The organism is Streptomyces sp. NPDC127595, from assembly GCF_042671685.1.
Taxonomy (GTDB): Bacteria; Actinomycetota; Actinomycetes; order Streptomycetales; family Streptomycetaceae; genus Streptomyces.
In genome coordinates this window covers 1,008,817-1,035,636 of record NZ_JBHXWK010000001.1, presented here as the reverse complement: position 1 = coordinate 1,035,636, position 26,820 = coordinate 1,008,817, and the positions used below count along the sequence as shown (strand labels likewise).

Below are 26,820 nucleotides of genomic sequence, written 5' to 3'. Positions count from 1 at the left end.
CAGGATGCCCCTGTGCACCAAGTCCTGTGCGGGCTCGCCGCCAATCCCGCTCTCCCCCTTGAGCTGATTGACCAGTTGATCGCGGTCGCGGACTCCGACGTCGACTGGGAGCTGGCCCATCGCCCGGACCTCAGCCACGCGCAAGTGGTCGCGCTGGCCTCACGGGCCGACGACACCGCCGTACAACTGGCGTACGAGGGGCGGCTGACCGCCTCCGACGTCGATCCGGTGACACAGCCGCGGGCCGCGCTCGCGCTGCTTGACAAGCATGCTGGTCGGCCGGAATGGGCGCGGCTCTTCGCAGTGGATCCCGATGTCGAGCGCAGGGAGAAGCTGGCCGCGTGCCCCCGGTCTTCCGCCCGACGTGGTGGAGACGCTCGCCGCCGACCCGGAGGTCCGAGTGGTCGCCGAACTCGCGCTGTGGACAACGGCGGACGTGGCCCCTCGGCTCGCGGGTCATCCGCATGCCGAGGTCCGCAGGGCTCTGGCGGCGAATGAAGCGACGCCACCGGCTGTGCTGGCGATGCTGGTCACCGGCGAGGGGCTGCCTCCGGCAGAGCGGTGTCTGGTCTGCGACCGTGAACGTACGCCTTTCGTGCACGATCAGGGTTGCCCGCGGACCGACTGCGATCTGTGGCCGGGTGCCTCCTGTGACGGCTCCCACGAGTCCACCGTGCACGACATGCAGTTGGCGGCTCTGCGGAACCCGGCCACGCCTGTCGGAGCTGTCGTCGGCTTCGTCGGCCATCCCTCGATGCTGCTACGCCAACAACTCGCCGGCCGGTCCGACCTGCCGCCAGAGGTAGGGGAACGGCTCGTCGATGACCCCGTTCCGGGTGTCCGCGGGGATCTCGCCGAGAACCCCGCGATCGGCGACGCCCAGATCCGCGCGCTGGCCACTGATCACGGCTACGACGTACGGCGCAGGCTCGCGCACAATCCACGAGTGCCACTCGATGTCCTGGACCAGTTGGCCGCCGAGATCAGAATCGGCCCCCATCCGCTGCCGCGAATCGCCGCCGCCTCTCCGGCCGAGGTGGAGGAAATGGCCAGGTCGAAGAACCCGGCGCTGCGGATGCTCCTCGCCGAACGGCGCGACCTGCCGGACGGGATCCGCGATGCGCTGGCCCTCGACCCCGACGCCAAGGTGGTCAAGTCCATCGCACGGCATCCGGGTCTCTCCGAGGCCCAACTGCGGGCCATGGTGGACCGGCACCACGTCCGGGTCATCGCCAAGGTGGCCGCCAGTCCCGACGCCTCGGGGGCACTGCTGGAGGACCTGGCCGGGCACGAAACTCCGGGGCACAAAGTCTTCCGCGAGATCGCCCGGCACCCCAACGCGACGGCCCCGGCGCTGCTCGCCTGCCTGGCAAGCCGGGATGCCCGGTCCTGGGCAGCCGGCCATCCCGCCCTGCCTCCGGACGTCATGGTCGAACTGCTCTCGCACGACGACTGGCAAGTGACGAAAGCCGCAGCAGCCAATCCGTCGCTTCCACCGGCCGCCATGGCGGAGTGGGTGCTCGGACGATGAGGAACATGGGCCCGAACATCCCTGACTGACGCGGAAACCGTCGTGGAGACGAAAAGAGCCCGCCTGAACTCCGGCCTCACCGTTGGCTTTTCGAGCCCTCATACGCGAAACCGCCCCCGCGCAGGCCGTAGCACTGCGCGGGGGCGGTTGGCGTCGGAATCCCGGCTGTCGGGGTTACCGGGCCGTGTACGCGCGGAGGATCGTCTGGTCCACCGTGTTGCCTCGCTTGTCGGACGCCTTGGCGCGCAGGGACACGGTGCCGCCCGCCGCCGGGGTCTTGACCGTGACCTTGCCCGCGATGACCGGCCGCAGGGTCCAGTGCGCGCCCTCGTCGTACGAGACGTAGACGAACAGCGCGGCGAGCTGCTTGCCGGCCGCCGCGCCCTGCACGGTCACCGGAACCTTCAGGGACGAGCCGGCGGTGGCCGTGCTGTCCGCCGCGAGCGGCGGGGCGAAGCGCACCACCGACACCGGCAGCGCGGTCTTCTCGGCGACGTTCGCCGAGAGGAACGTCCAGCTTGCGGTGACCTTGCTGGAGACCGGGGTGCCCGCGGCGCGGGTGGCCGTGGTGGTCAGCCGGTACGCGGCGGAGCGGGCCGGGACCGTGAAGGACGCGGCGCCGGTCAGCGGATCGTCGCTGGTGCCGATCTCGGTGCCGTTCCTGGTGAGCGAGGTCCCCGCCGAGGCATACGTCAGCGGAACGGAGTTGCCGTCGCTGTCCGCGAAGAGCGGGACCGTACCGGTGATCTTGTCACCGGTACGGAACAGCCCCTGCCCTGTGCCGAGGTTCGGCCCGAACACGCCGATGCCGAACGCGCGTTGGTAGCTCTCCCCCGCCGCGTACGCCGTGTACGGGGCCAGGTACTGGGCTTCGAAGAGGCCGGTCGCGATGTCGTACCGCCGGAAATCAAGCTGCCATTTGGTGCCGCTGTCGGCATTTACATAGACCGCGGCCTCGTACGGCAGGTTGCGGCTGACGATGTACTCGGCACCGGTCGGTCCGTTGCCGGTGTCGGCCCCCACCAACAGGTAGGCGCGCTTGTTCGGGACGGGCGAGCCGAGCCGCGTGTCGATCTTCGCCAGTTCGGTGAACTGCGGGCTGCGGACGAAGCCGTCGGCGTACCGGGTACCCGCCGCCTGGTACGCGAAGTGGTACTCGGACGCGTCCGCGTTGTTCAGGAAGACTGCCTGGATCCGCTGCTGGAGCTCACCGGGGGCCGCGTCCGCACCGAGGTGCGCGGTGCCGAAGGTGAAGGTCTTCAAGTTGCCGAGCAGCCATGCGGCGCTCGTCCAGTACTCGGGCGTCTTGATCTCCGCGCCGATGTACGCCGAGAGGGCTGTGGCCTTCGGGTCGGGCGGGGTGATGTCGACCGGTTTGGCGGTGCGTTCGTCGATGGTCACCTTCGTGTCGCCGTCGAGCTGCAGGTTGGACTGGTTGATCACGTCCGCGCCTGTCCAGGCGGAGCCTGTGTAGACGTAGAAGGACGTGCTGACGAAGTAGCGCCCCTTGGGCAGCCGGATGGTGTCGGTGCCGGTCACGTTGCCCAGGTCGCCCCAACGGCCCTTGCCGGCTCCGCCGACGCCCACGAAGTGGGTCTTGTAGCTGGTGGACGGCTTGCCGTCCTTGCCGATGTGCTCGAAGGTCAGGTCGTACGACTCGATCTCGCGCTCCACGGCTGCCGCCGTGCGCACGCTCTGACCGCCGCCGCTCGCAGTGACGTACGCGCTGTAGACGCCGTTCAGGGTGCCGACGCGCGTGTCCGCGCTGACGGTGGTGGTTGCCTCGCCGCCGGCGGGGACCGTCAACTGCGGGTCCGCCACGGTGAACACGCCTTCGGGCGCGGGCTTGCCGTCGGGGCCGGTGGCCGCCACGGTCAGGTCGAGGGTGACGGGCTCGGTGCCCACGTTGCGGTAGGTGAGATCCTTGGTGAGGAGCTCGTCGTCGGTGTGCGGCCAGGTCTGCCGGCCGAAGGAGAGCGAGTTCTGCGCGGCGGTGACGGTCTGGTCGATGGCCCGCGCCAAGTCGATACGGCCTGAGCCCTGCTGGAACGGGGTGTAGCCACCGGAGACGGTCGATCCGGTCAGCGTCGACTTGATCTGCTCGCCGGTCCAGTCCGGGTGTTCCTGGGCCAGGATGGCGGCGGCGCCGGCGACATGCGGCGTGGCCATGGATGTCCCGGAGATGGCGACATAGCCGTCCGCGACGGGGGTGCCCGTATTCGCGATGGTGCTTCCCGGCGCCGCGGCGGCGCCGATGCTCGAGCCGGGCGCCGTCACGTCGGGCTTGATCGCGGCGTCGCCCAGGCGCGGGCCACGGCTGGAGTAGGAGGCGAGAACGTTGCTCTTGTCGACGGCGCCGACGGTCAGAGCGGCGTCCGCGCTGCCGGGCGAGCCGATCGTCCCGGTGCCGGCTCCGATACCAGAGTTACCTGCGGCGACGACGAACAGCGTGTCGGATTCGGCCGACAGCCGGTTGACGGCCTCCTCCAGCGGGTCGATACCCGGGGTGTCGGTGCCGCCCAGGCTCAGGTTGACAACGTTGGCACCCTGCGCGACGGCCCACTCCATACCGGCGATGATCCCGGAAGTGGCGCCCGAGCCGTAGTCGTTGAGCACCTTGCCGTCGAGGATCTTCGCGCCCGGTGCGACGCCCGTGTACTTCCCACCGGACTTGGCCCCCGTACCCGCGGCGATGGACGCGACGTGGGTTCCGTGGCCGAAGCGGTCCTTGGAGTCGGCCGAGGTGGAGAAGTTCTTCTCGGCGATCTCCTGGCCGGCCAGGTCCGGGTGGGTCTGGTCCACTCCGGTGTCCAGGACGGCGATCGTCGTGCCCGCGCCGTTGTAGCCGGCCTCCCAGGCCGTCGGGCCGCCGATCTGCGGCACGCTCTTGTCCAGGTCGGCCTGGCGGATGTCGTCCAGCCAGACGGCGTCGATCCCGGACGCGGTCGTACGGTATGGGGCGGCGCTCGCGGGCTCACTGGTGAGCGCGTCCCACGTGGTCGTGGCGTCCTCGGTCGGGGTGGTCACGGCATCGGCGTCGAGCGAGGTGAAGGACTGCCGCAACTCGTTGTCACCGGCGGTGCGTACGTCCTGCCGTGCGGCGGGGCGGGCGCCCTGATAGGTGACGATGAGCTGGATGCCGTCGCGCTGCTGAGCCAAGTACGCGGGCTCGCTGAGCGTGGTGAGGTCGAAGAGCCGCTGGTCCACGCGGCCTTGCTGGACCAGGCGTTCGGCGTCGGCGGGCACGGCGTAGGTGTGACCCTCGACGCGCTCGATCTGGATGGGGATGTCCTCACGGCCCGCCGGGCGCTCCACGGACACCGGCTCGCCCTCTCCGTCGACGGCGATCCGGTCGCCGGTGACGAGGGTGATCCAGTTCTGTGCGGTGCTCGCGTCCGACGCGGTCAGCGTCTCGGACGCGGCTGCTGCCGCACTTCCGGACGCGGCCGCCGGGGTCACGACCAGTCCGGCGACGAGTGCCGTGGCCGACGCCGCGGCGACCGAAATGGCGCGTATTCGGCGCGGTCTGCTGCTCGGCTGTCTATTCAATTCCGTGCCCCTGACGAAGTCAATGTGAAAGGAAGCCCCACCGGGCTCCCGATCACACAGTATGGGCATGACAAGGGCTTTCGCTCAACAGGCTTCTGATCAGGGACAGTTGAGATAAATCGGCCTGTTCCCCACCGAATTCAGTAAACCCATTGATGTGTTTCCAGTTTGTGAAAAGAAAATCAAGCGGGCCACATTACCGGTAAATAGCCGCCGCGTTCTTCGCGAAGAAGCAGAAAAGGGTCGAACGAAGGAGGGACAATGGGTGGATGCGCATCCGTATCGACGCCGACGACCTGCCCGGCCTCACCTGCTCACCCGGGACCCCGGCAGACGGCAACTCCGTGGTCCACAGCAATGTTCACGTCGCCGTGCAGCGCCGCGACCGCCCGGCGGAGCTCCTCAACCCGCAGCCCGGCGACGCCGCTTCGGCGACCTGGACACTGGAGTGCTCCACGGCGGCCTCGCCGGCCGGCACCGAGGTGAAGGGCCCCTACGTGCAGGACCGTCTGGGCCGACGTTTCATCTATTTGTCATGGGGCACGGTCGACGAGTCGGGCGTCTTCTCGATGTTCCGCCGCGCCAAGCTGATGATCGACGCCATCCCCGCCGAGGTACTCGCCGCCGCCGCGCGTGACGGTCTGCTGGTCGGCCGCCTCGGCCTGTCCGACGCCTACGGCGGACCGCTGTGCGCACGCGTCGAGCCACCGCGCATCACGTGGACCGCGGGGTCGGCCGGCTAGTGGAGCAACAACGCCAGGCGGATCTTGCGCCAGGTGCAGGTAGCCACAGCTGACGGACCTGGCGCAGGCCCTGGTCGCCGGTGGCGATCAGTCCTGGGACGTCAGGCGGGAGCCAGGGCGAGCACGGTGTTGTGTCCGCCGAATCCGAGGGAGTGGCTGAGGGCAAGCCGGACGGGCTGGGTGCGACTGTGCCCGCTGACGATATCGATGCCGGCGGTGGTCTCGTCGGGTCCGGTGAAGTTGGCGGTCGGCGGGATCGTCCCGCGGGCGATGGTCAGCACGGTGAGGGCTGCTTCTATGGCGCCCGCGGCGCCCATGGTGTGTCCCAGCGCTCCCTTGGCCGAGGTGACCGACGGGTGCCGTGCGGTGAACAGGCGCCGGATCGCCGTGGCTTCCGCCTTGTCGTTGAGAGGGGTGCTCGTGCCGTGGGCGTTGATGTGGTCGACGTCGCCGATGCCGGCTCCCGCGTCGGCGAGGGCTGCCTCGACCGCCGCGCGCAGACCGGCGCCCCCGGGGTGCGGTGCTGTGGCGTGGTGGGCGTCGCTGGTGCTGCCGTGGCCGGCGAGGACGGCCAGCGGCGCAGCGCCTCGAGCGTCGGCGTGCCGTCTGCGTTCCAGGACCAGCAGGGCGCTGCCCTCGCCGAGGACGAATCCGTCACGCTCCTTGTCGAACGGGCGCGAGGCGTGCCCGGGATCGTGCTCGCGCCGGGACAGCGCCCCCATCTTGGCGAAGGCCGCGGCGCACAGGGGCGTGATCATCGCGTCGGTGCCGCCCGCGACGGCGATGTCACAGGCCCCCGCTCGCAGCAGCAGACACGCCGTGATGAGAGCTGAGGCTCCGGACGCGCAGGCGGTCGAGGTCTGCAAGGAGGGGCCGGTGATGCCGAGTTCGAGCGCGAGGTGGCCTGCGGCCATGTTCGGCAGGAAGGCGGGCAGGGTCATGGGCGACAGTGCGGTGTGTCCGACGGTGAGCAGTTTGTGGTGCTGGGTCTCCAGTGTGTCGATGCCGCCCGCGGCAGTGCCGACGACCACGGCGACCCGTGCCGGATCCCAGTCCCTTCCCGCCAGTCCTGCCGAGGTGAGGGCCTCTTCGGCTGCGCGCAAGAGGAATCGTGTGCTTCGGTCGTAGCGCCAGAGCCTGCCCGGCCTCTCCTCCTGAGGCGGCACGCGGCAGGAGATGCTCACGGGCAGTCCCCGCAGAGCGGGGTCGGTGCGCGCCGCCGACCGCCCGGCGCATACCGCCTCCCATGTCGGTTCGGTGCCGATGCCGCCGGGGGTCACCAGGCCGATTCCGGTGATGGCGACCTGCCCGCCCTTCGCGCCGCTGTCCATTAGGCGGCTCCACGGCCGGGTTTCGGTTCGCCGAGGAGTTCGGCCACCGCGCGGGCCACTTCGTCGACGGTGAGGTCGGCGGTGGCCGTGGAGTCGTCGAGGGGGACCTGCCACTCCTCCTGGAGGGTGACGTACAGCTCCACCACTGCGAGTGAGTCGAGTTCCAGGTCGTCGAGGGTGGCGTCGTGGCTGATCCGCTCGGAGGGGACTTCGAACTTGTCCTTGAGTACGGTCACGAGACGGGCGTAGACGCCGGCGTGGTCGTGGTCCACGAGTGGCTCCTTGAAAGGTCGGGGGTGCACAGGGGTGTGGTGTCCAAGCCGGTGGGCGGCGCCTGGGTCCGGGGGCTGGCGGCGGGCCAGTTCAGGGCGACGGATGCCCAGGTGAGGCCGCCGCCGAAGGCCGTGAGCAGGGTTCGTGCGCCGGGTGCGACCGCTGCGTGCACGGTGCTGTCGGCCATGACGAGGGGGATGGATGCGGCCGCCGTGTTGCCGGTCTCCTGGATGGTGCCGAACCGGCGGTCCTGCGCGATGTCCAGGCGTTCCGCGACGGAGTCGAGGATGCGCTGGTTCGCCTGGTGAGCGATGAACGCCCCTAGGGTGCCTGGCGGCCATCCCGCCTGCTGGAGCACTGCCCGGGAGGACTCCGTCATACGACGCACGGCGTGGGCATAGACGGTGCGGCCCTGCATGCGGAAGTAGTGCGCGTCCGGCCCGGGCGGGGGCAACTGGCGGGGGTGGCGTGAGCCGCCGCCGGGCACGGTGATGAGGTCGCTGCCGCTGCCGTCGGCTCCGAGGTCGCAGGCAAGGATCGCTCCTGGTGCGTCCCGGGCGCCGGGGCGCAGCAGGACCGCGGCGGCGCCGTCGCCGAAGATGGGCGCCGTCGCCCGGTCCCCTGGATCGACGATGGTCGTGAAGGTGTCCGCCCCGATCACCAGAGGGGTCGAGCAGGTTCCGCTGCGCACCAGCGCGGTCGCGGTGGCCAAGGCGTACAGGAATCCCGAGCAGACAGCCGAGAGGTCGAACGCGGGGATCGTGCCCAGGCCCAGCCGGTGGGCGATGGCGGGGGCTGTCGCCGGGCAGGGGTGGTCGGGCGTGCTGGTGGCCAGGAGGAGCAGGTCGGGCCGGTGGTCCCCGGCGGACGCGATGGCCGCGCGGCCGGCGCCGACGGAGAGGTCGCCGGTGCTCGTTCCCGGGTCGGCGTGGCGGCGGCGCGTGATACCGGTCCGGGTCCGGATCCAGGTGTCGTCCGTGTGCAGCGCGCCGCGTGCGATGACCGTGTCGTTGTCGACGACCTGTTCCGGAAGGCAGGCACCGATACCCGTGATGACGGCGGTGGAGTCGTCGGGGAGCATGGTTCTCCTTTCGCCGAGGGGGTGGCGATGGCGGTGGAGCGGACGGTCATACGGCGGCGAAGGGCGAGGGAGGCTTGGGGTATCCGGCCAGTCCCCCGTCGGGCACCGAAAGTCCGCCGTCGACGACCAGGGCGTGGCCGGTCACGAAGGACGAGGCGGGGGAAGCGAGGAAGAGCGTGGCACCGACCACCTCGTCGGCGGTGGCCCACCGGCCGAGCGGGACGTGGCTCGTCAGCCAGTCGGACAGGGGTCCGGTGTCGCTGGCGAACGCGGTCATGTCGGTGCGGGTCCACCCGGGGCACAGGGCGTTGACGCGGATGCCCTGGCGTGCCCAGCCGACGGCGAGACTGCGGGCCAGGGACAACTGGGCGGCCTTGGTGGCGGCGTACGCCTCCATCATGGGCGTACCGACGAGTCCGGCGACGGACGACATCAGGACGAGGCTGGCCACGTCCGAGCGGGCCAGGTGCGGATGGGCGGCCCGGCAGAGGGCGGCCGTGGCATTGAGGTTGACCGCGACGACGGTCTCCCAGTCCTGCTGGCGGGCGTGCTGCAGAGGCACCATGAGGGGAGTCCCGTCGTCCGCCGTGGGGAGCGTACCGGCGTTGTGCACGACCACGTCGAGGCCGCCCAGGGCGGATGCGGCACGGTCGACGAGGTCTGCGGCAACTCCCGGTTCGGCCAGGTCGCCTTCGAGGGCCACGGCCTTGCGCCCGCGCTCCTGCACCGACTGCACGGTGCCGTCGAGGGCGGGCAGGGTGCGAGCGGTCAGCGCCAGGTCACAGCCGGCGTCGGCCAGCCCCTCCGCGACGGCCTTCCCTATGCCCCGCGAGGCACCGGTCACCAGCGCCCGGGCGCCGTCGATACGGAACAGGTCAACAGCGTTCATCGGGGAGACCCTTCTGTCTCGGAAGGCTGAGGTGGAGCTGCGTCGAGGGAAGCCACAGGCGCGCTCAGCGCCGGCGCTCCGCTCCAGGTGAGGAGCGCGCCGCCCCAGGTCATGCCGGCGCCGAACACGGCCAGCAGGACCCGGTCACCGGGACGCAGTCCGTACCGCCCCGCGGCGGCGGCGAGAGCGTACGGCGTGCTGGCGGCGCCGATGTTGCCCACCTCGTCGCCGACGATGACCAGCCGTTCGGCGGGGATGCCGAGTTCGCCCCCGATGCGACGGAGCGCCACGGGGTTGGGCTGGTGGGCCACGACGCAGGCGATGTCCTGGATGCCGAGGCCGGCGCGGTCGAGGGTGTCGGTGATCAGCCGCGGGAACATCTCCGTGATGAAGCGGCTGATGGTCCGGCCGTCCATGCGGATGTGGTGGTCGCCCTTCGCGATCGTGGCCGTACTGGCGGGCAGCCGGCTGCCACCGGCCGGGATCAGGACCCGGTCGGCCAGGGTGCCGTCGGATCCGAAGCCGAAGTGCGCGAACCCGTGCGGAGCTTCCACCGGGGCGAGGATCGAGGCGGCGGCACCGTCGGCGAACAGCACCGCCGTGCCCCGGTCGGTGCGATCGAGGAACTTCGAGTACGCCTCTACGCCCACGACCGCCGCGTATCGGACGTCCGGGGAGCAGCGCAGCCAGTCGTGCGCTACCTTCGCGGCGAAGAGCCACCCGGAGCAGGCCGCGCTGACGTCGAGGGCGACGGCCTCTGAGGCGCCCAACGTCGCCTGGATCCGGCAGGCGGTCGACGGGCCCAGTTCGTCGGGCGTGGAGGTCGCGCAGACCAGCAGGCCGATGTCGCGGACGTCGATGCCCGCGGCGTTCGCGGCGGCCCGGACCGCTTGGGCGGCCAGATCGGAGGCGGCCTCGTCAGGACCGGCCACATGGCGTTCGCGCACGCCCGTGCGCTCCATGATCCACTCCGCCGTCACCCCGGCGTCGCGGGCCACGTCGGCGTTGGTGCGCACCTCCGGGGGCAGATAGGTGCCCATGCCGACGACACCGATACGGCGGCCTTCCGCGGCCCGTGTCATGCCGTACCCCCAAGTGTCCATGTCAGCTTGGTGTCCATGGCCGCGTTGAAGTCCGCGGCGGCCAGCGGCGCGGCCGTGATGTCGTCGGGGTAGGCGAACGCCTCGGTCAACAGCGGGAGATGAGGCAGAACCGCGTCGCACAGCCGGTCGGCCTCGTCCGCGAGCGCGTCGACGTCCGCGGGACGCAGCGTTCCCCGGGTGAGCAGTGATCCGGCCCAGCGGCGGGCCGTCGTGACTCCGTGCAGTGCAGCGAGGGGCGCGAGCGCCTGGGCGAGGGCTGGGTCCGTTGTCCCCGCGAGGGTGTTCGTCACGTCCTCGGCCATGCGCCGGGTCGCGTGGAGTTCGCCCAGCAGGCCGGCGTCCTCCAGCAGGGGGTTCCAGAGGTCGAAGGGGCCGGACGCGTTCTCGGCGCGGCGGTCGCGCTGCTGTCGCAAGTGGTCGGTCAGCAGGTGCTGATGCCGCTGGGCGAGTGCCGGCCACCAGAGCGGCGAGGTGGGGGACAGTCCGTCGGTCACCTCGGGTGCGGCGGCCGGGACGTGCTGTTCGACGAGCGTACGGCCGATGTCGTAGAGGATGAGCTGGCTGTCCCCGCCCGCGGTGTCGAACGCTTGGTGGAAGCCGTGGTAGCCGGCCAGGCCGTTCAGGTCCAGGTGGCCGGAGAAGCCGCAGCGGCGCTGGCAGTCGGCCACGACACGGGCCGCCGTACGCACCGCGAGGGCCTTGTACCCGGCCAGCGGCGCGCTGACGGCGGCCCAGGGCGTGAACCCCATTGCCGTGTCGGCTTGTTGCGCATCCCGCGACGGTGTTGCCGGGACGGCGCGGGATTCGGCCCACAGGGCGCTCGCCCGGTGGGCGGCGCACGTCAGGGCGAACGCGTCGGCGAGTGCCCCCAGCACGGCGCGCTGCTGGGTGCGGTAGTCGAGCAAGGGGGCCCCGGGTGCGAACCGCCCCTGGGTGCGGCGCTGTTGCGCGTAGTTGACGGCCATGACGGCGGACTGGCGGCAGGTCGCGGCGGCGACGGACGGCATGGTCGCCCAGAGCCCCTGGCCCACGCGCAGCGTGCGCTGCAGTCGCGCGTCGGGCGAGGCGGCCGGGTCGTTGAACGCACCGTCGTCGCCGATGCCCGCGCCGTCACTGAGCCAGTGGGCGAACGGCACGCGGACGCCGTGGAAGCGGACGTGTACGTAGTCCAGCGGGAGGGCGCCCAGTTCGAGCTCCGAGGACATCTCGACGCCGGGCCGCAGTCCGTCCTCGTCCGTGAGGTCGACCACGAACGCGAAGACCCCCCGATCGACGCCTGTGGCGGACAGCCGGGCGAGGACGACAGCCGTCTGCGGGACGGTCCGTGATCCGGCACTGCAGAACTTGGCGGCCCGCGGGTCCGGGGTACGCAGCACGAAGTCTCCGCGCACCGGATCGAACTCGGCGCGGGTGGCCGTGGCCAGGTGGCTGTTGGCCTGACCCACCTCGGTGATGAGATACACGCCCTTGGCGCGTCCGGACTCCAGCGCCGCCATGTGCGCTTCCAGAACGGCCGGGGCGTCGGAAAGCTGGTCCATGGAGCCGAGGCAGAGGAGGTAGTGGACCAGCGCCGTCAGGCACAGGGAGGGGTCGGCCACCGCCGCCCAGGCGTGCAGCGTGGCCAGCTGGGCGGGGTCGTCGAAGAGACTGCGAGCGGGGGGCAGTTCCTCGCCGAGAATCCGCAGCCGGCGCAGCAGGCGTTCTCCGTGTCCGCCAGCTGTTCCGGACACGGAGGCGGGCCAGGGGCCGGCGGCCAGCGCCTTGTGCAGCGCCGAGAGGAAGGAAGGGTCGCAGTTCCCGTGGACGAGCTGCCGCAATGTGCCGTGGGCGGCCTCGGTCAGGGGTAAAGGGGACATCAACGCACTCCAGGGCAGGAGACAGGGGCAGTCATCAGGGGAAGGAACCGGGTTCGGCGAGCGGAGCAAGCACGGTGAGCGTGGAGAGCCGGGACAGCACTCGGCGGGCACTTGTCGCCAGGGAACGGCCGGTGCCGGCCTCGAAGAGGACGTCCGGTTCGTGCCGTGCCACCAGGTGCAGCACGGTGGGCACCACGGCCGGCCTGACCAGGCAGTCGGCCAGCCGCCGGGGCAGGTCTTCGCCGACGGCGTAGGCGCGGCCGGCCACGGCCGAGTAGACAGGGAAGTGCGCCTCGGACCGGTCATAGGCCCGCACCGCCTCGGCGAACACCTCCGACTCGGCCTGAAGCGCGGGATGGTGGGAGGTGAACGGCAAGTGGAGGCGTACGGCAGTCACTTGCGTCTCCGCAGCCACCTTCTCGACGCGGACGAGTTCGGACACCGGGCCGGCGACCACCACGGACCGGTCGTCGTTGACCACGGCCACCACCACGGACCGGCCGTCGTCGACCCCGTCCTCTACTACGGACCGGCGGTCGTCGACCCCGGCGACCACTACGGACCGGTCGTCGTCGACCCCGGCCACCACCACGGACCGGCCATCGTCGACCCCGGCCACCACCACGGACCGGCCATCGTCGACCCCGGCCACCACCACGGACCGGCCATCGTCGACCCCGGCCACCACCACGGACCGGCCATCGTCGACCCCGGCCACCACCACGGACCGGCCATCGTCGACCCCGGCCACCGCGTTCCGAGTGCCGGCGCGGTCGATCAGGTCCCGCGCGGTCCGCTCCGAACAGGACAGATGGGTCAGCCCTCCGGAGCAGGAAGCCAGGACCCGGGCAAGGTCGTGTGCGATGCGGGCGCCGTCGCACAGGGTGAACACACCGGCGGCGGTGAGCGCCGCGATCTCCCCGAAACTCACCCCGACGACGGCCGCGGGAGTGCCGTGGGAACGGCACAGTGACTGATGCGTCGTCATTGACGCACCGAACAGGGCGAGTTGTGAGGTTCCGGTGGCGGCATCGGCCAGGTCCCGCGCGGTGGGCGGTGTCGGCCCCAGCAGCCAGGACCCCAGTGCCGGCAGTCCGCGCTCCGCCGCGACGCGGTCCATCGCCTCGAAGACCTGCTCGGCGGCCGTTCTCATCATCCCGTCCGAACGGACGGCGCGCACCAGGGCGCCGACGGAGAAGTCGCCCTGTCCAGGAAACAGGTGGACTGATCGCCACCGGCCGGGCGGACGGTCAGGGATCTGCGGTGCACTCGTGTGCATCTCCATCCTTCACTCCAGGCACGGCGTCACCGCACGAGGGGCGCACGGACGTGACAGATGCGCCGATGCTGCGCACTGCACGCCGCCGCATAAGCGACACAAGCTGATCGTGCTCGCACAGAGGCACTTCGGGCGCATGTGCGGGTGGCAAAAACGTTGAACCTGCGCGGATGTTGAACGTCCGCGTCCACCAGCCACCACGAGGGGCCGGGGAAGGACCGTGCGAACCGCCCGTACACCGAACCAGGCCCTGCGAAGGCTCCTGGACCAGGCCGGCTGGAGTGGCGCCCGGCTCGCCCGAGAGGTCAACGCACTCGGTGCCGAGCAGGGAACAGCCCTTCACTACGACCGCACGGCAGTAGCCCACTGGCTGCTCGGCAGCAGGCCACGTCCGCCCGTACCCGCGCTCGTCGCCGAGGCACTCTCCCGACGTCTGGGCAGCCCCGTCCGCCCGCAGGACACTGGGCTGACCGCACGCGGACAGGATCCGGGTGACCTGCCCGGCACCCCACCCGCCGAAGGGAGAGCAGTGGACCACCTCGATCACCTGCTGCACCTCACCGACCGGCGCGGTGTCGCCCTTCTGGGCGCCTATTCGCTAGGGGCTCTGACGGTCCCCCACTGGGCGCCGGTCACCAGCAGGCGAACTGCCCCCCGGTCCGGCGCCGGGATGGCCGTCGGCATGGCCCAGGTCGAGTCGGCGCGCGAACTGCTCGCCGTCCTCGCCCGTGGTGACGCCGCCTTCGGCGCCGGACCGATACGGCAGCCGCTGCGGCAGTACCTGGCAACCACGCTGCTGCCGTGGCTCAGGGCGGACATGAAGCCAACGGTCCGGAGGCAACTGTTCACCGTTGCGGCCCAGCTCACCTACTTGTCCGCGTTCACCTGCTTCGACACGAACCGTCATGCCGCGGCCCAGCGCTTCTACCTCACCAGCGCCGAGCTCGCCCGCGAGGCAGGCGACAGGGCCGGCTACGCCCTTGCCCTGCGGGGGCTCAGCGTCCAGGCCCACGCGCTCGGACACCACCCCGACGCCCACCGGCTCGCCGAGCAGGCCGTGCAGGTCGGCGTCCGCCACACCCCGCCGCACCAGCAGGCGTTTCTCCTCGGCCAACTGGCCGTCACCGGGGCGGCACTGGGCGACAGAGGCCATTCACGTCACCTCGCGCTGGCCGAGCGGCACCTGGAAGCGTCGTCGAGCGGAACCTCACCGGTCGGTTCCTTCCATCCGGGCTCCCTCGCCCTCCAGCACGCGGCCGTGGCCTGCGGGCAGGGCCGTCACCAGGCCGCCGTCGAAGCGCTCGGCCGCTCACTGCGCCACCGCCCCGCAGACGAGCGGCGTTCCCGCGCCATCTGCCTCGCCGAACTGGCCCAGGCCCAGCTGACGATCGGTCACCTCGACCAGGCATGCCAGACCTGGCACGCGTTCCTGGACGTCTACCCGCACGTCTCCAGTGGGCGCGCCGACGACCGGCTTCGGGTCCTGACGGCCCGGGTCCGCCCGCACGCCGCCAACAAGGCCGCGGCGCTTCTGCTCGGACGGGCGCGCGAGGCACGGAGGAAGCCGATGGCGACGGGGGCTCCTCAGGAGCGTTCACGCTCCCGTCCGTCCGGCACCTGACCGACCGGGTGACCACGGGCCCGTGGTAATCGCTGCCCCATTGGGGTGGCGATTCCGGACAAGGGGAGCAGTCGGTCAACCACGCCATCTTGGATGGCCGTACTGCCCGTCCCGACCACCCATGTCAGGAACGATGAACCGAAGCGTGCTCTCCGAAGTGTTCCGCTCCACCGCACTTCCCCTCTCACCAGGATCGCTCAGGGTGGCCACATCCTGGACGCACCCCGTGCGCGGCCTGGTCGGCTGTCCCGCCCATCACCTTCTGACGGCACACGCACAACAAGCCGGATACGAAGCCCACTCCCAGGCACTGCCCCACACGGTCATGGGCTCCGACAGCGTGGCGCCGACGACCGTCTTCACGGTCTCCTACGAGAATCCGGACGGTGGCCACAACGGACTGGCCATCGCGGTCCACGGCTCGGACACCGCCGCGACCGCCTTCGCACGCCGTCAGATGGCCTCCTGGTCCGGCGTGCTCCGCACCCGCCGGGTTCTGTACGTGCTCCCCGGGAAGCCGGAGGGGCGCCCGGACACCGCACAGGAACCTGCTGTCCCGGTACCGGGGCAGCAGACCGGTCACTCCCCCGCCCCATGGCGGGCCTGCGGATGCCCCCGCACCACAGCATGCGGATCGGCGGAGAACGCCGCCCACTCGTTACGCCGCTTCCTGGACCGGGAGGACGACGTGATCGTCGTGGGCGCACCGAACACCCCCGGTTCCCCGACATGGCGGGACGGAACCTCCTACGCGGAGGGACGGCCTGTCGCGACACCTCGCCAGGCCGAGAGCCTCACGGTCACTGATCCTGACCGCCTGGCGTTCGTCGTCGCCCCGGGTACCGCCGTCACCGAGGCGGCACGGATCCTGAGTGTGCTGCGTCGGCGCTTCCCGCGGCTCAAGGGCCAGCATCCCCGCGAGTGGTGCTACACGATGGACGACCTGCACACCGCGGTCGGTTCGGTGCTGGCCCAGTCCGACATCCTGCTTGTCACCGGCCGGGGAGACAGCCCCGTTGTCAGGACCGCGCTCACCCAGGCGGCCCGCAAGGGAGTACGCGTCCGCGACATCACGGCTCTCGACCACCTGCGCCCCCAGGACACCGACGCCGCCACGATCGCCCTGCTGAACGCGTCCACCGATGAACGAGTCAACCGGCAGGTGTCACAAGCCCTCGACGGCCTGGGCCCGGCGAGCCACGTACGCCGACAGGTGCACTCCACCGCGCTGGCGCCCTCCCCGACCTCCCCTGGACCGGCCCGCCCGACGTTCGCCGAAGGCCACGACTGACGACCATCACCGGACCGGGAGCCGGGACCCGACCGCGTCCGCGCCGCTCGGGCGCGCAGCACCGTCGGCGCACCAGCCCTGGTACGTCCGCTCGCCCGCCGGTTCCTGAGCTTCGTCCGCGCCCGGACGAGCCCGCCCGTGGCCGGCACGGTCGGCGCGGGCCTCGTCCTGGGGTCGTGCATGCTGCTGCGGGCCCTCCTGCCCGCGGACACGGCGGTCGCAGTGCCACCGGGGTCATCACCGGCCTGGTCGGCGCGGTGTTCCTGGCGAGTCGGCGAGTTCCTCGGACAGGTCGGTGCCGAGGAAGGCGCCGCGCCGGCCGAAGCCGGCGTTGTTCACCAGCGGGTCGACGCCGTGAGCGGCCCGTTGCTCCGCTGCGCGCAGCCCTTCCTGGTGGCGAGGTCCGCGGAGAGGATCTCCACGTCGACCCCGTGGGCGGCGCGGTACTTCTCCGCGGCTCGTTCGAGGCGCTCGGTGTCCCGGGCGAGGAGGACCAGGCCGAAGCCGTCCGCGGCCAGGCGCCGGGCGAAGGCCGCGCCGATCCCCGCTGTCGCTCGGGTCACCATGGCTGTGGGTAGGGCCGAGAGCACACCCCCAGCCCCTGTACGCCCCTGCCCGGCTCCTCGGTTCAGTCCCTGTACGCCCCCCGCGGGCTACCCGGTTCAGTCCCTCAGCCGGTCGATCTGCCGGATCTTGTTGGTAGCGTCCAGAGCGGCCACCTTGTACGACTCGGCGAGCGTCGGGTAGTTGAACACCGCGTCGACCAGGTAGTCGACCGTGCCACCGCAGCCCATGACGGACTGGCCGATGTGGATGAGTTCGGTGGCGCCGGTGCCGAAGCAGTGCACCCCGAGCAGCTTGCGGTCGTCCGGGGAGACCAGCAGCTTGAGCATGCCGTGCGAGTCGCCGATGATCTGGCCCCGGGCCAGTTCCCGGTAGCGGGAGATGCCGACCTCGAAGGGCACGCGCTCCTCGGTGAGCTGGTCCTCGGTCCGGCCGATGAAGCTGATCTCCGGAATGGTGTAGATGCCGATCGGCTGGAGGTCGTGCATCCGGTTCACCGGCTCGCCGCAGGCGTGATAGGCCGCCGTACGGCCCTGCTCCATCGAGGTCGCGGCCAGCGCGGGGAAGCCGATGACATCACCGACGGCGTAGATGTGCGGCACTTCGGTGCGGTAGTGCTCGTCGACCGTGATCCGGCCGCGCCGGTCGGCGGACAGGCCGGCCTTGTCCAGGTCGAGTTCGTCGGTGAGACCCTGTCGTCCCGCCGAGTACATCACCGCGTCCGCCGGGATCTTCTTGCCGCTCTCCAGGATGGTGAGCGTGCCCCGGGCGTGCCGCTCGACCGCGGCGACGGTCTCCCCGAACCGGAAGGTGACGGCGAGGTCCCGCAGGTGGTACTTCAGCGACTCGATCACCTCGACATCACAGAAGTCGAGCATCCCGGGCCGCTGTTCCACCACCGTGATCTTGCTGCCGAGGGCCGCGAACATGGAGGCGTACTCCATGCCGATCACACCGGCCCCGACGATGACCATGGAGCGCGGCACCCGCTCCAGGTTCAGGACGTTGTCCGAGTCGAGAATCGTCTGCTCGTCGAACTCGACGGTCGCCGGCCGGGCCGGACGCGTACCCGTGGCGATGACGATGTGCTCGGCGGTCAACTCCCTCTCGTGGCCGTTCACTTCTTTGAGGCCGATGGTGTGGTCGTCCAGGAATCGGCCGGTGCCCGCGAAGAGTGAGACGTGGTTGCGGGAGAGCTGGCTGCGGATGACGTCGACCTCGCGGCCGACCACGTGCTGGGTGCGCGCGGTCAGGTCGGCAACGGTGATGTCTTCCTTGAGCCGGTAGCTCTGGCCGTACAGATCGCGCTGGGTCAGCCCCGTGAGATACAGGACCGCCTCGCGCAGCGTCTTGGAGGGGATGGTTCCGGTATGGATGGAGACTCCGCCGACCATGTCCGGACGGTCGATGACGGCGACCCTGCGGCCGAGTTTGGCGGCGGCGATGGCGGCCTTCTGACCGCCCGGACCGGAACCGATGACAAGCATGTCGAAGTCAGGCACCCTCCGGAGTCTGTCAGCCCGAAGCCCTCCGCCGAAAGGGTGAACGGGTGACGGTTCACCCAGCGCACGGGGAATTCCGCCTTCCGCCCCTGCTCCGGGCCCTTCGACGCGCCGGTTCCGAGAGGTCCGCGGCGCTTCCGGGAGGTCCGCATGGGTCCCGAAGGACGCACCGGTCCCGAGAGGGATCATCAGCCTCCTCGGGCCGGCCGGCGCACGCCCGTGACGGTCATCGTCAACGGGGTCCAACGGGCACCGGACGGCCTGTCGAGCCGGGCAGCGATCACCGGCCGGGGCCTCCCGGACACGTGAATTCCATCGCCGGACAGGCTGCTCGGTGAATCCCGCACGGGCGTCGTCGGTGTGGGCTAGATTCAGGGATCCTCGGCTCCAGCGCCTCTCGGTGAGGCCGCGTCGAGGAGAACTCCGGAGCGGCGAATGCACCAGTCCGAACTTCCCCCCACCGCTGCGGCGGTGATGCAGGGGGGACTCGCCGACAGCCTCTTCGAAACCGCTCGCCGCAACCCGGAGCTCGCACAGGTCGCGCGCCGCTCCGACCCCTCGTCCTCGACGTGGACACCGGTGACGGCCGCGGAGCTGTGGGACGAAGTGGTCGATCTGGCAAGGGGACTTGTCACGTCCGGGATACGCCCGGGCGACCGGATCGCCGTCATGGCGCGCACGCGCTACGAGTGGACCGTGCTCGGCTATGCGCTGTGGTCGATCGGTGCCGAAGTGGTCCCGATCTACCCGACCTCCTCGCACGAGCAGGTCGAGTGGATCCTCAAGGACGCCCACTGTGTCGGCGTGGTGGTCGAGGACGAGCAGGGCGTGATGACGGTCGGCTCCGCGTGTGCCGCGCTCCCCTTCCTGCGCCACGTCTGGCAGTTGGACACCGGTGCCCTCGCGCAGCTGGCCGAGCGGGGCAGTGCGATACCGGCGACAACGGTCGACTCGCTGCGCCGGATCGTGCTGCCCGACTCCACGGCGGTCGTCGCCTACACCTCCGGCACGACCGGACAGCCCAGGGGCTGCGCCCTGACCCATCGCAACCTGGCCAGCTGCGTGGACACGCTGATCGAGGGCTGGAGACATACGGCGGCTCCTCCCGGAGAGCAGCCCTCCATGCTCGCCTTCCTCCCGTTCTCCCACGTGTACGGCCTCGAGATCCAGAGCCTCTGTCTGCGTGGCGGCATGCTGATGGCGCATGAACCGGATGTGCGTGCGGAGTCGCTCTCCGCGGCCCTCCTCTCCTTCCGGCCCACCTATCTGTGCGCGGTGCCGTTCGTCTTCGAGAAGATCTACAAGAATTTCCTGCGCTCGGCCCAACGGGCAGGACGCGGGGCGCTCTTCGAGCGAGCCGTCCGCACCGCACAGGACTTCGCCGGGGCCGCCGAACGCCAGCGGCTGGGTACAGGCCCGGGACCTGGTTACGACCTGAGGCTGCAGCACGCCCTCTACGACAAGACGGTCTACCGAAAGCTGCGCGCCGCGCTGGGCGGACGGGTGTGCGGCGGAGTGTCCGGCGGCTCGCCCCTCAACCGTGAACTGGCCCTCTTCTACGCGGGCATCGGGATCTTCATCCACGACGGTTACGGGCTCACCGAGACCAGTGGCGGCGTCACCATGCATCCGGCGGGACGGGAGAAGTTCGGAACCGTGGGCCGCCCTCTCCCGGGCACGGACATCCATGTGGCCGAGGACGGGGAGATTCTGGTGTGGGGCCCCTCGGTGTTCCAGGGGTACATCAACAACACCCAGGCCACGGAGGCCTCCTTCCTGGACGGTTGGCTGGCCACAGGCGATATCGGCAGTGTCGACGACGAGGGCTATCTGACCATCACCGGGCGCAAGAAGGACATCATCATCACGAGCGGCGGGAAGAGTGTGGCCCCCGCGGCCCTCGAGGAGCGTCTGCGCGCGCATCCGCTGATCCATCAAGCGGTGGTCGTGGGCGACAACCGGCCTTGTGTGGGGGCTCTGATCACGCTGGATCCCGAGTTCGTCTCCCACTGGCAGGCGTCCCGTGCCAAGGGTGAAACCCCGGTCCGGGACGCCCGTGAGGAGAACGAACTGCGCGAGGAGGTCAGACGTGCTGTCGCCGCCGCCAACTCCACGGTGTCCCGCTCGGAGTCGATCCGGGTGTTCCGCGTCCTCCCGGAGGCCTTCGACATGACCAACGGACTGATGACACCCTCGATGAAACTGCGCCGGGACGCGATCGCGAAGCGGTTCGCCGCCGAGATCGAGGCGATGTATCAGACGTCCTCACGCGTTCCACGGGAGTATGTGCAGAGCGAGCCGTCGGTCTGGGACGACTCCGACAACGTGTTCCGGTGAACAGGACGCGCTCCGCCACGGCGTGGGACGTACGTGCTTCCCAGAAGTGACCTCAGCGGGGTCACGCGGCTCCTGACTTCCGGCTGCTTCGTGGTGTTCATGGGAACACTCTGCGCCGAGGGAGCGGGAGCAACCAGATCCCTCCGGTGGGCAGGACCGCCGGTCCTGGTACCGATGCCACCACCGTGGGCGGGAATCCTCGTCCATCGCGCCGACGACTCGTGAGGCCATCCGGCGCCCGAACGTTTTCCGCCCGGCCGGCGTCATAGCGGTAGCCGTCTTCGAAGGGACAGCCGCCATGACCGCCCCACGCATCACCTCACGACCCCTGCCGGCCGCCGCGCTGATCGGGGCGCTGCTGTACGCGACCGCCGCCTGCGGATCCGAGGCGTCGACGTCCTCCGGTTCCGGTGGGAAGGCCGCGGCGAATCCCTCGGCGGAGCGGAGCACCACCAGTTGGCAGGAGCCCGCCTCGTACGTCTACACCATGACGTCGAGTGAGGGGGAACGGAATCTCATCGGGACGTTCCGGGTGACGGTCGAGGGCGGCAAGGTGACAAAGGCCGTGGGACTCGACGAGAGCGGTCGGCGGGTGGTGGAGCAGTCGCTCGGTGAAGTACCCACCATCGGCGGGCTGTTGGAGGAGCTGGAGCAGGCCCGGCGGGACAACGCGGACAAGGCGGAAGCGGAATACGCACCCGACGGGCACCCGGTCCGGATCTTCCTCGACCACGAGAGCAACACGATCGACGACGAAGCCCTGTACATCATCAGCGCCTACGAGCCGGGCGACGGCTGACGCCCGTGCCACTCACCGGGCACCGTCCGTCAGAAGCCGCACCCGCACGCCCTGTTCACGGCACCAGAACGATCTTGCCGGTGGTGCGCTTCTCCTCGATCGCGCGGTGCGCTGCTGCGGCTTCGGCCAGCGGGTAGGTGCGCTGGACCGTGACACGCAGACGGCCCGCCTCGATGAGTTCGGTGACGCGCTCCAGTACCTCCCCGGAGGGTTCGGCCGTGACCCAGACATAGCGCAGACCACGGGCCGCGGCCTGCGCCTCGTCCGTTCCCGGGTCGATCGACGCGCCGATGAGCAGACCGCCCGGCCGCAGGACGTCCAGGGAGAGCGGCCCGTAGGACCCGCCGACCAGGTCCAGAACCGTGTCCACCGGGGCCACGGCGGTCCGGAAGTCGGTGGCGGTGTAGTCGATCAGTTCGTCGGCGCCCAGACCACGCAGGAACTCGTGGTTGGCAGCGCGGGCGGTGCCGATGACGTGCGCGCCGAGTTCCTTGGCGAGCTGCACCGCGACATGGCCCACGCCGCCTGCTGCGGCGTGGATCAGTACTCGGTCGCCGGGCCGGACCCGGGCCAGGACGACCAGTGCCTGCCAGGCGGTGAACGCCACCAGGGGCACGGCACCGGCGTGCACCAGATCGACATTCTTGGGCCGGGGCGCCAACGCGGCAGCCGGTGCCGCGGTGTACTCGGCGTACGCACCGCGCCGCGAGACCGGCAACAGGCCGTACACCTCGTCGCCCGGCACGAAACGTGTCACGCCGTCACCCAACCGCTCGACGACGCCGGCCACATCGTTGCCCGGCGTCCACGGCAGGGTGACAAGTTCCGGCACGCGGCCCGAACGGAGAACCGTGTCACCCGGGTTGACTCCGGCACCGGCGACCCTCAGCAGGACCTCCCCCGGACCCGGTTCCGGGACGTCGGTCTCCTGGTGGATGAGCTCCTCCGGACCGCCGAACGCGGACTGGACGATGGCATGCATTCGGTCAGACACTGGACTCCTCGTCAGGAAAACACGACACGGACATCGACGGGGCTACGTCAACTGCCCGGTCCTTGGGGGGAAACGCGTCCTGGCGTCCACGGTGTGGGCGCGCATGACCTGCTGGGCGCGTGTGTCGTCACCGGCAGCGATGGCCGCGATCAGCTCGCGATGCTCCACCCAGGCCTGGCTGACGATGGGTGTGAAGTACCGGCGAACCCTTTGCTCGACATGGGCGGCCAACTGCGCGAGCACCGCGTTCCCCGCCAGTTCCACGACACAGGCGTGGAAGGTGGCGTTGGCCGTCACGACCGTCTCCACGTCGTCGGCGGCGACCGCGGCCTCGCCCGTCGCGCACAACTCGTCCAGCCGCTCAAGTCCCTTGACCGAGGAGCCGACCGCGGCCAGCCGTGCCGCCTCGGTCTCCAGGACGACGCGGACGCCGAAGAGCTGGTCGGTCTCGTCCCCGGTCGGCTCGTGGACGAAGGCTCCCTGGGCCGGGCGAAGGTCCACCCACCCTTCGGTGCTCAGCCGTTGCAGCGCCTCTCGTACGGGCTGCCGGGAGACCCCGAGATGGCCCGCGAGCTCGCTCTCCACCAAGTGCTGGCCAGGGCGCAGCGAGTGTGAACTGATCAGCTCCAGCAGCGCGTCGTACACCTGCTCGCGCACCGGAACCGGGCGCTCCACCTTGGGTATCGATTCGTGCGGCAGCCCGTTGAACAGCATCCCGGCCTCCGATGACGTCTCTTGCTTCCCCAATCTAGTGGGCCTCGGCCGCAGTCACGACACAGTCGCGCCGACCGATCCCTCACTCGCCGGGCACGCTGCGGCGCGGATCTGCCGTGTCGTCGGCCGGTGTTGAGGGCGGCCGGTCGGTGACGGCACGCAGGGCCGGCTCGATCCTGATGTCCTCGCTGTCCAGGACCGACTGCAGACGGCGCAGGACGCTGTCGTCGATGACGCGCTGGTCCGCAGGCGGATCAGGACGTCGCGTTTGACACCGATGAGGACGCCGCGCAGTTCGAGCCCGGTCCGCGCGGTGGTCCGCTTGTTCCTGATGAAGAGCTGCGCCCGCAACTCCTGCTCCAGCGCGCGGATCTGCCGGGACAGCACCGGTTGCGTGATGTGCAGCCGCCCGGCGGCCCGTCCGAAGTGCAACTCCTCGGCCACGACCACGAAGTAGCGCACCTTGCGCAGATCGACATCCACGACATCTCCCACCGTGCGTAAGCCACGTACCAGCCTAGTTCCTCCGGACACTGCTGCCTTTTGCAGCGCTTCGACGAGACCGGGCCGGGTCGGGTCGGGTCGGGACGGGTCGGGACGAGCGAGCCGCCGGCCCCTAGCTGTGGCTGTCGCGTGCCACGCCGTAGGCCCGCTGCTCCACTGTCGGAGGACGCCGGCGCACCCACCCGAACAGCACCACCGACCACAGCGCCGCGAACGCGCACCAGGTCGAGACGAACTCCATCCGCCACAGCGCCCAGCAGATCAGCGCGCCCACCGCGACCATGACGCCGAAAAGCGTCAGTCCACGGTCGCCGGAGAGCAGCAGGGATCCGACGGTGGCGAAGAGATAGCCGGCGATGAGCAGTTCCGCGTGGGACAGATCGACGAAGTAGCCGACGGTGTGGCCGCGGATCTCGGCCCTGACCGGACGGACGGCGAGCGCGTACGCCAGCATGGCGGCGGTCACCAGGCCCACGGCGAGCGGGATCAGCAGTCGGCGCCCGGCATGTCGAGGCGCGGCGCACAGCACGCCCACCGGCACCCACACAGCCAGCAGCGGAAGGGCGATGACCGCCCAGGCGACGGTGGCGGGACCCGTTCCCCCGCCGGCGTCCCACACCTTGGACTCAATGATCTGGTGCGCACCGAGGAGCAACGGCAGCGCGGCCAGTGGGAGATCGCCGGGCCTGCGCACGCGCGAGACACAGGCCACGCCGACCACGGCGATACCGGTGCCCGCTACCAGATCGGCCGTCGCACTCCAACACATTGCGTCACCGTGGGTCCGCCGTCATATGAATCAGCCCTTACAGCGCACAAAGCTACGGCGCCCTTGGACCGATGGGTGTCGCTGACACGACAGCCTCGGGGTTTCGTTCCCCGCGCCTGGCGTCCGCGCGGGAGGGGCCGCCCTGTGTTCCGGCCGCGAACAGTGATTGGGTGGGCCTCGGCCACGCCAGTCCGAGCGCAGGAGAGCACCGTAGTCATGAGCACCCCCTATACGTACGAGTACAAGGTCGTCACCTTCCGGGAATCGCTGATCGGCGACGCCCTGGACAGCGGCAAGCTGGAGAAAGTCCTGAACAAGCACGCCGAGGACGGATGGGCGCTCAAGGCGATCACGTCCGCCGACGTCAAGGGCCGTATAGGCCCCGGCGCCGTGGAGGGGTTGCTCCTGACGCTGGAGCGCCCCCGCCTGTAGCTCGCGCGGAGTGCGCCGTACGCCGAGCCGGGGGATGCTGTTGCTGATGGGACAGCGGATCCGCAGGCGCTACTGATGCCGTCGTAGGCCTTCCGGCTCGGGAGGCCCCCGACGGTTGGGCGGGTACCGGCCGGTGACGTCAGGACGGTAGGGCGATGAAGAGCGACAGCACACTGCCCGGAGAGGTCGTCTCCAGTCACTCGGTGTTCGGCGCGCCGTGCTGGGTCAGCCTGACCACGCGCGACCTGCCGCTCGCGGAGAGCTTCTACCAGGCCGTACTGGGCTGGAAGTGGCAGTCGAGCAAGCTGGACGACCAGTACAGGATCGCCGTGCTCGACGGGGTGCCGGTCGCCGGGATCGCCGGGGTGACCTCGCTCTGGCAGACGGCGGTGGCCTGGATTCCGTACTTCGCGGTGTCCAGCGCGGACGAGACGGTCGCCCGGAGCCATGAACGCGGCGGTACCACCGCGGTGGGGCCGATCTCGTTCCCACCGGGGCGGGCGGCGCTCCTTGCCGACCGGGACGGCGCGGTCTTCGGCATCTGGGAGGGTGAGCTCGTGGCCGGCTGGGAGACCTGGCGCCGCGCGGCACCCGCTTTCGTACGGCTGCACACCCGCGACGCCTTCGACGCCGCCATCTTCTACGGAGAGGTCCTGGGCTGGGATTCCTCGACCTCAGGAGGCTGCGAGGTCCACTACGAGGAGAACGAGGTCGTACTGCGCAGCCAGGGCGACGTCATTGCCCGGATCTACTCGGGCGCTCTGGGATCGGCGCCCGACCCCACGCTCAGGCCGCACTGGCAGATCCATTTCGCCGTTGCCGACGTGGAGGCCTGTGCCCGGGCCGCGCGAGCGCATGGCGGCACCGCTCATCAGCAGGGCGTCGGCTCGACGGAGGCGGTCCTCGCCGATCCCGACGGGGCGCGCTTCACGGTGACGTCGAAGGCTGTCTTGTAGCTGGGGGATGTGCGTGCCCCCGTTGCGCGTCGGGCGAACCCGGGCGGCCGGGTGCCCGTCAGGCAGGGCGCGGCCTACGCAGGCAGGTGTCCGCACAAAGTCTCCTCGCCCACGACGCGACGGAACCCCCGGATCAGGCTCCAATAGAGGGTGACGGGATTAAACCGGTACGACAGGCGCCGCCGGACCCCTCGCAGCCCCTTCGGCGGTGCGATGGAGGTCCGCGATGCCCACTGCTCTCCGGCTCCTGCCCGCCCTCTCCCCCGACCATCGCGAGCGGCTGATGAGCCTGGCGCGCGAGGTCTCTTTCCCCGCGGACGGAAGGATCTTCGAGGCAGGCGGTACCGCCGACCGTTTCTGGGTGGTGCGTTCGGGGACGGTCTCCCTGTATCAGCGGGTCCTCGCGGACAGGCGTATCTCCGTCGCGACGCTGGGGCCCGGCGATCTGCTCGGCTGGTCATGGCTGTTCCCGCCGCACCGGTGGGACTTCGGCGCCGAGGCCTTCAGCCCCGTACGCGGCTACGAGTTCGATGCCGGGGCGGTACGCACCCTCTGTGACGCCGACGCGACGCTGGAGCTGTCTCTGACCCGGACGATCGCCGCCATCCTCGCCCACCGGCTCGAAACGACCCGGGCGGCGCTGATCGAGCACTACGCGCGCCACGGCGGTGGCAGGTGAGGTGACACGCCACTGTGTGGGAA

General features: G+C 70.4%; 21 protein-coding genes and 3 pseudogenes. 10 read left to right on the top strand and 14 right to left on the bottom strand.

Features of this window, described 5'->3' with window-relative positions; translation table 11 throughout:
- Positions 1–12: 12 nt before the first annotated feature.
- Positions 13–1,531 (top strand): annotated as a pseudogene (locus tag ACFVKT_RS04410) (hypothetical protein).
- A 174-nt stretch (positions 1,532–1,705) separates the two neighbouring features.
- Here the strand turns inward: ACFVKT_RS04410 and ACFVKT_RS04405 are convergent.
- On the bottom strand, positions 1,706–5,080 hold the full coding sequence (locus ACFVKT_RS04405; protein WP_385727386.1) for a S8 family serine peptidase: 3,375 nt from the start codon (positions 5,078–5,080) through the stop codon (positions 1,706–1,708).
- A 269-nt stretch (positions 5,081–5,349) separates the two neighbouring features.
- On the opposite strand from ACFVKT_RS04405, the gene ACFVKT_RS04400 reads away from it, so the two are divergent.
- On the top strand, positions 5,350–5,823 hold the full coding sequence (locus ACFVKT_RS04400; protein WP_385727384.1) for a DUF5990 family protein: 474 nt from the start codon (positions 5,350–5,352) through the stop codon (positions 5,821–5,823).
- A 101-nt stretch (positions 5,824–5,924) separates the two neighbouring features.
- Here ACFVKT_RS04400 and ACFVKT_RS04395 read toward each other — a convergent pair whose 3' ends face one another.
- Genes ACFVKT_RS04395 through ACFVKT_RS04365 form a run of 7 tightly spaced genes read right to left on the bottom strand, consistent with a single transcriptional unit; the run spans position 5,925 to position 13,635 of the window.
- Positions 5,925–7,154: a beta-ketoacyl-[acyl-carrier-protein] synthase family protein gene (locus ACFVKT_RS04395; RefSeq protein WP_385727382.1), complete on the bottom strand. Its 1,230-nt coding sequence runs from the start codon at positions 7,152–7,154 to the stop codon at positions 5,925–5,927.
- Positions 7,154–7,426, bottom strand: coding sequence for an acyl carrier protein (locus tag ACFVKT_RS04390; RefSeq protein WP_385727380.1), 273 nt, complete (start codon positions 7,424–7,426; stop codon positions 7,154–7,156). Before ACFVKT_RS04390 ends, ACFVKT_RS04395 begins: the two co-directional genes overlap by 1 nt.
- The gene (locus ACFVKT_RS04385) at positions 7,387–8,508 is read right to left on the bottom strand and encodes a beta-ketoacyl-ACP synthase 3 (protein ID WP_385727378.1); all 1,122 of its coding nucleotides are present in this window, start codon (positions 8,506–8,508) and stop codon (positions 7,387–7,389) included. Before ACFVKT_RS04385 ends, ACFVKT_RS04390 begins: the two co-directional genes overlap by 40 nt.
- 46 nt (positions 8,509–8,554) lie before the next feature.
- Positions 8,555–9,397 (bottom strand): SDR family NAD(P)-dependent oxidoreductase, encoded by an 843-nt coding sequence (locus ACFVKT_RS04380; protein ID WP_385727376.1) that lies wholly within the window; start codon positions 9,395–9,397, stop codon positions 8,555–8,557.
- On the bottom strand, positions 9,394–10,500 hold the full coding sequence (locus tag ACFVKT_RS04375; protein ID WP_385727374.1) for a 3-oxoacyl-ACP synthase III family protein: 1,107 nt from the start codon (positions 10,498–10,500) through the stop codon (positions 9,394–9,396). The genes ACFVKT_RS04380 and ACFVKT_RS04375 overlap by 4 nt, the downstream gene beginning before the upstream one ends.
- Positions 10,476–12,356: an acyl-CoA dehydrogenase gene (locus ACFVKT_RS04370; protein WP_385727372.1), complete on the bottom strand. Its 1,881-nt coding sequence runs from the start codon at positions 12,354–12,356 to the stop codon at positions 10,476–10,478. Before ACFVKT_RS04370 ends, ACFVKT_RS04375 begins: the two co-directional genes overlap by 25 nt.
- A gap of 34 nt (positions 12,357–12,390) precedes the next feature.
- Entirely contained in the window at positions 12,391–13,635 is a 1,245-nt protein-coding gene (locus ACFVKT_RS04365; RefSeq protein ID WP_385727370.1) for an acyltransferase, read from the bottom strand.
- Positions 13,636–13,855: 220 nt separating this feature from the next.
- Here ACFVKT_RS04365 and ACFVKT_RS04360 point away from each other — a divergent pair, with 220 nt between their 5' ends.
- The 3 genes and pseudogenes from ACFVKT_RS04360 to ACFVKT_RS04350 form a co-directional block, all read left to right on the top strand.
- Positions 13,856–15,256, top strand: a complete 1,401-nt coding sequence (locus ACFVKT_RS04360; protein ID WP_385727368.1) for a hypothetical protein — start codon at positions 13,856–13,858, stop codon at positions 15,254–15,256.
- 202 nt (positions 15,257–15,458) lie between these two features.
- On the top strand, positions 15,459–16,547 hold the full coding sequence (locus ACFVKT_RS04355; protein ID WP_385727366.1) for a 4-hydroxy-3-methylbut-2-enyl diphosphate reductase: 1,089 nt from the start codon (positions 15,459–15,461) through the stop codon (positions 16,545–16,547).
- A gap of 69 nt (positions 16,548–16,616) precedes the next feature.
- Positions 16,617–16,813 (top strand): annotated as a pseudogene (locus ACFVKT_RS04350) (hypothetical protein); the annotation flags it as partial.
- Positions 16,814–16,882: 69 nt separating this feature from the next.
- Here ACFVKT_RS04350 and ACFVKT_RS04345 read toward each other — a convergent pair.
- Complete coding sequence (locus tag ACFVKT_RS04345) at positions 16,883–17,113, bottom strand: SDR family NAD(P)-dependent oxidoreductase (protein WP_385727364.1); 231 nt, start codon at positions 17,111–17,113, stop codon at positions 16,883–16,885.
- Between the two features lie 96 nt (positions 17,114–17,209).
- The gene (gene sthA / locus ACFVKT_RS04340; protein ID WP_385727362.1) at positions 17,210–18,613 is read right to left on the bottom strand and encodes a Si-specific NAD(P)(+) transhydrogenase; all 1,404 of its coding nucleotides are present in this window, start codon (positions 18,611–18,613) and stop codon (positions 17,210–17,212) included.
- Between the two features lie 435 nt (positions 18,614–19,048).
- On the opposite strand from sthA, the gene ACFVKT_RS04335 reads away from it, so the two are divergent.
- Both ACFVKT_RS04335 and ACFVKT_RS04330 read left to right on the top strand, forming a co-directional pair.
- Positions 19,049–20,950: an AMP-dependent synthetase/ligase gene (locus ACFVKT_RS04335; RefSeq protein ID WP_385727360.1), complete on the top strand. Its 1,902-nt coding sequence runs from the start codon at positions 19,049–19,051 to the stop codon at positions 20,948–20,950.
- Positions 20,951–21,248: 298 nt separating this feature from the next.
- Positions 21,249–21,749 (top strand): DUF6174 domain-containing protein, encoded by a 501-nt coding sequence (locus ACFVKT_RS04330; RefSeq protein WP_385727358.1) that lies wholly within the window; start codon positions 21,249–21,251, stop codon positions 21,747–21,749.
- A gap of 55 nt (positions 21,750–21,804) precedes the next feature.
- On the opposite strand, the gene ACFVKT_RS04325 is transcribed toward ACFVKT_RS04330, so the two are convergent.
- From ACFVKT_RS04325 to ACFVKT_RS04310, 4 genes and pseudogenes are all read right to left on the bottom strand, one after another.
- On the bottom strand, positions 21,805–22,743 hold the full coding sequence (locus ACFVKT_RS04325; RefSeq protein ID WP_385727356.1) for an NADP-dependent oxidoreductase: 939 nt from the start codon (positions 22,741–22,743) through the stop codon (positions 21,805–21,807).
- 42 nt (positions 22,744–22,785) lie between these two features.
- Complete coding sequence (locus ACFVKT_RS04320; RefSeq protein ID WP_385727354.1) at positions 22,786–23,457, bottom strand: GntR family transcriptional regulator; 672 nt, start codon at positions 23,455–23,457, stop codon at positions 22,786–22,788.
- Positions 23,458–23,783: 326 nt separating this feature from the next.
- A pseudogene (locus ACFVKT_RS04315) lies at positions 23,784–23,940 on the bottom strand (LysR family transcriptional regulator); the annotation flags it as partial.
- Between the two features lie 133 nt (positions 23,941–24,073).
- Positions 24,074–24,730 carry a DUF6629 family protein gene (locus ACFVKT_RS04310; protein WP_385727352.1) on the bottom strand — a complete coding sequence of 219 codons (657 nt, stop codon included), beginning with the start codon at positions 24,728–24,730 and terminating at the stop codon, positions 24,074–24,076.
- 216 nt (positions 24,731–24,946) lie between these two features.
- Here ACFVKT_RS04310 and ACFVKT_RS04305 point away from each other — a divergent pair, with 216 nt between their 5' ends.
- The 3 genes from ACFVKT_RS04305 (at position 24,947) to ACFVKT_RS04295 (ending at position 26,797) form a co-directional block, all read left to right on the top strand.
- Complete coding sequence (locus tag ACFVKT_RS04305; protein WP_385727350.1) at positions 24,947–25,162, top strand: DUF4177 domain-containing protein; 216 nt, start codon at positions 24,947–24,949, stop codon at positions 25,160–25,162.
- Positions 25,163–25,317: 155 nt separating this feature from the next.
- Positions 25,318–26,118, top strand: coding sequence for a VOC family protein (locus ACFVKT_RS04300; protein WP_385727348.1), 801 nt, complete (start codon positions 25,318–25,320; stop codon positions 26,116–26,118).
- A 226-nt stretch (positions 26,119–26,344) separates the two neighbouring features.
- Positions 26,345–26,797: a cyclic nucleotide-binding domain-containing protein gene (locus ACFVKT_RS04295; RefSeq protein ID WP_385727346.1), complete on the top strand. Its 453-nt coding sequence runs from the start codon at positions 26,345–26,347 to the stop codon at positions 26,795–26,797.
- Positions 26,798–26,820 lie beyond the last annotated feature (23 nt).

What these genes read in the sequence shown, in the direction of transcription:
- ACFVKT_RS04380 (WP_385727376.1), bottom strand. Translation starts at nt 9,397, where the DNA reads ATGAACGCTGTTGACCTGTTCCGTATCGACGGCGCCCGGGCGCTGGTG.
- ACFVKT_RS04335 (WP_385727360.1), top strand. Translation starts at nt 19,049, where the DNA reads ATGCACCAGTCCGAACTTCCCCCCACCGCTGCGGCGGTGATGCAGGGG.
- ACFVKT_RS04345 (WP_385727364.1), bottom strand. Translation starts at nt 17,113, where the DNA reads ATGGTGACCCGAGCGACAGCGGGGATCGGCGCGGCCTTCGCCCGGCGC.
- ACFVKT_RS04400 (WP_385727384.1), top strand. Translation starts at nt 5,350, where the DNA reads ATGCGCATCCGTATCGACGCCGACGACCTGCCCGGCCTCACCTGCTCA.
- ACFVKT_RS04330 (WP_385727358.1), top strand. Translation starts at nt 21,249, where the DNA reads ATGACCGCCCCACGCATCACCTCACGACCCCTGCCGGCCGCCGCGCTG.
- ACFVKT_RS04295 (WP_385727346.1), top strand. Translation starts at nt 26,345, where the DNA reads ATGCCCACTGCTCTCCGGCTCCTGCCCGCCCTCTCCCCCGACCATCGC.
- ACFVKT_RS04300 (WP_385727348.1), top strand. Translation starts at nt 25,318, where the DNA reads ATGAAGAGCGACAGCACACTGCCCGGAGAGGTCGTCTCCAGTCACTCG.
- ACFVKT_RS04375 (WP_385727374.1), bottom strand. Translation starts at nt 10,500, where the DNA reads ATGGACACTTGGGGGTACGGCATGACACGGGCCGCGGAAGGCCGCCGT.
- ACFVKT_RS04370 (WP_385727372.1), bottom strand. Translation starts at nt 12,356, where the DNA reads ATGTCCCCTTTACCCCTGACCGAGGCCGCCCACGGCACATTGCGGCAG.
- ACFVKT_RS04310 (WP_385727352.1), bottom strand. Translation starts at nt 24,730, where the DNA reads ATGTGTTGGAGTGCGACGGCCGATCTGGTAGCGGGCACCGGTATCGCC.
- ACFVKT_RS04395 (WP_385727382.1), bottom strand. Translation starts at nt 7,154, where the DNA reads ATGGACAGCGGCGCGAAGGGCGGGCAGGTCGCCATCACCGGAATCGGC.
- ACFVKT_RS04305 (WP_385727350.1), top strand. Translation starts at nt 24,947, where the DNA reads ATGAGCACCCCCTATACGTACGAGTACAAGGTCGTCACCTTCCGGGAA.
- ACFVKT_RS04320 (WP_385727354.1), bottom strand. Translation starts at nt 23,457, where the DNA reads ATGCTGTTCAACGGGCTGCCGCACGAATCGATACCCAAGGTGGAGCGC.
- ACFVKT_RS04365 (WP_385727370.1), bottom strand. Translation starts at nt 13,635, where the DNA reads ATGCACACGAGTGCACCGCAGATCCCTGACCGTCCGCCCGGCCGGTGG.
- ACFVKT_RS04385 (WP_385727378.1), bottom strand. Translation starts at nt 8,508, where the DNA reads ATGCTCCCCGACGACTCCACCGCCGTCATCACGGGTATCGGTGCCTGC.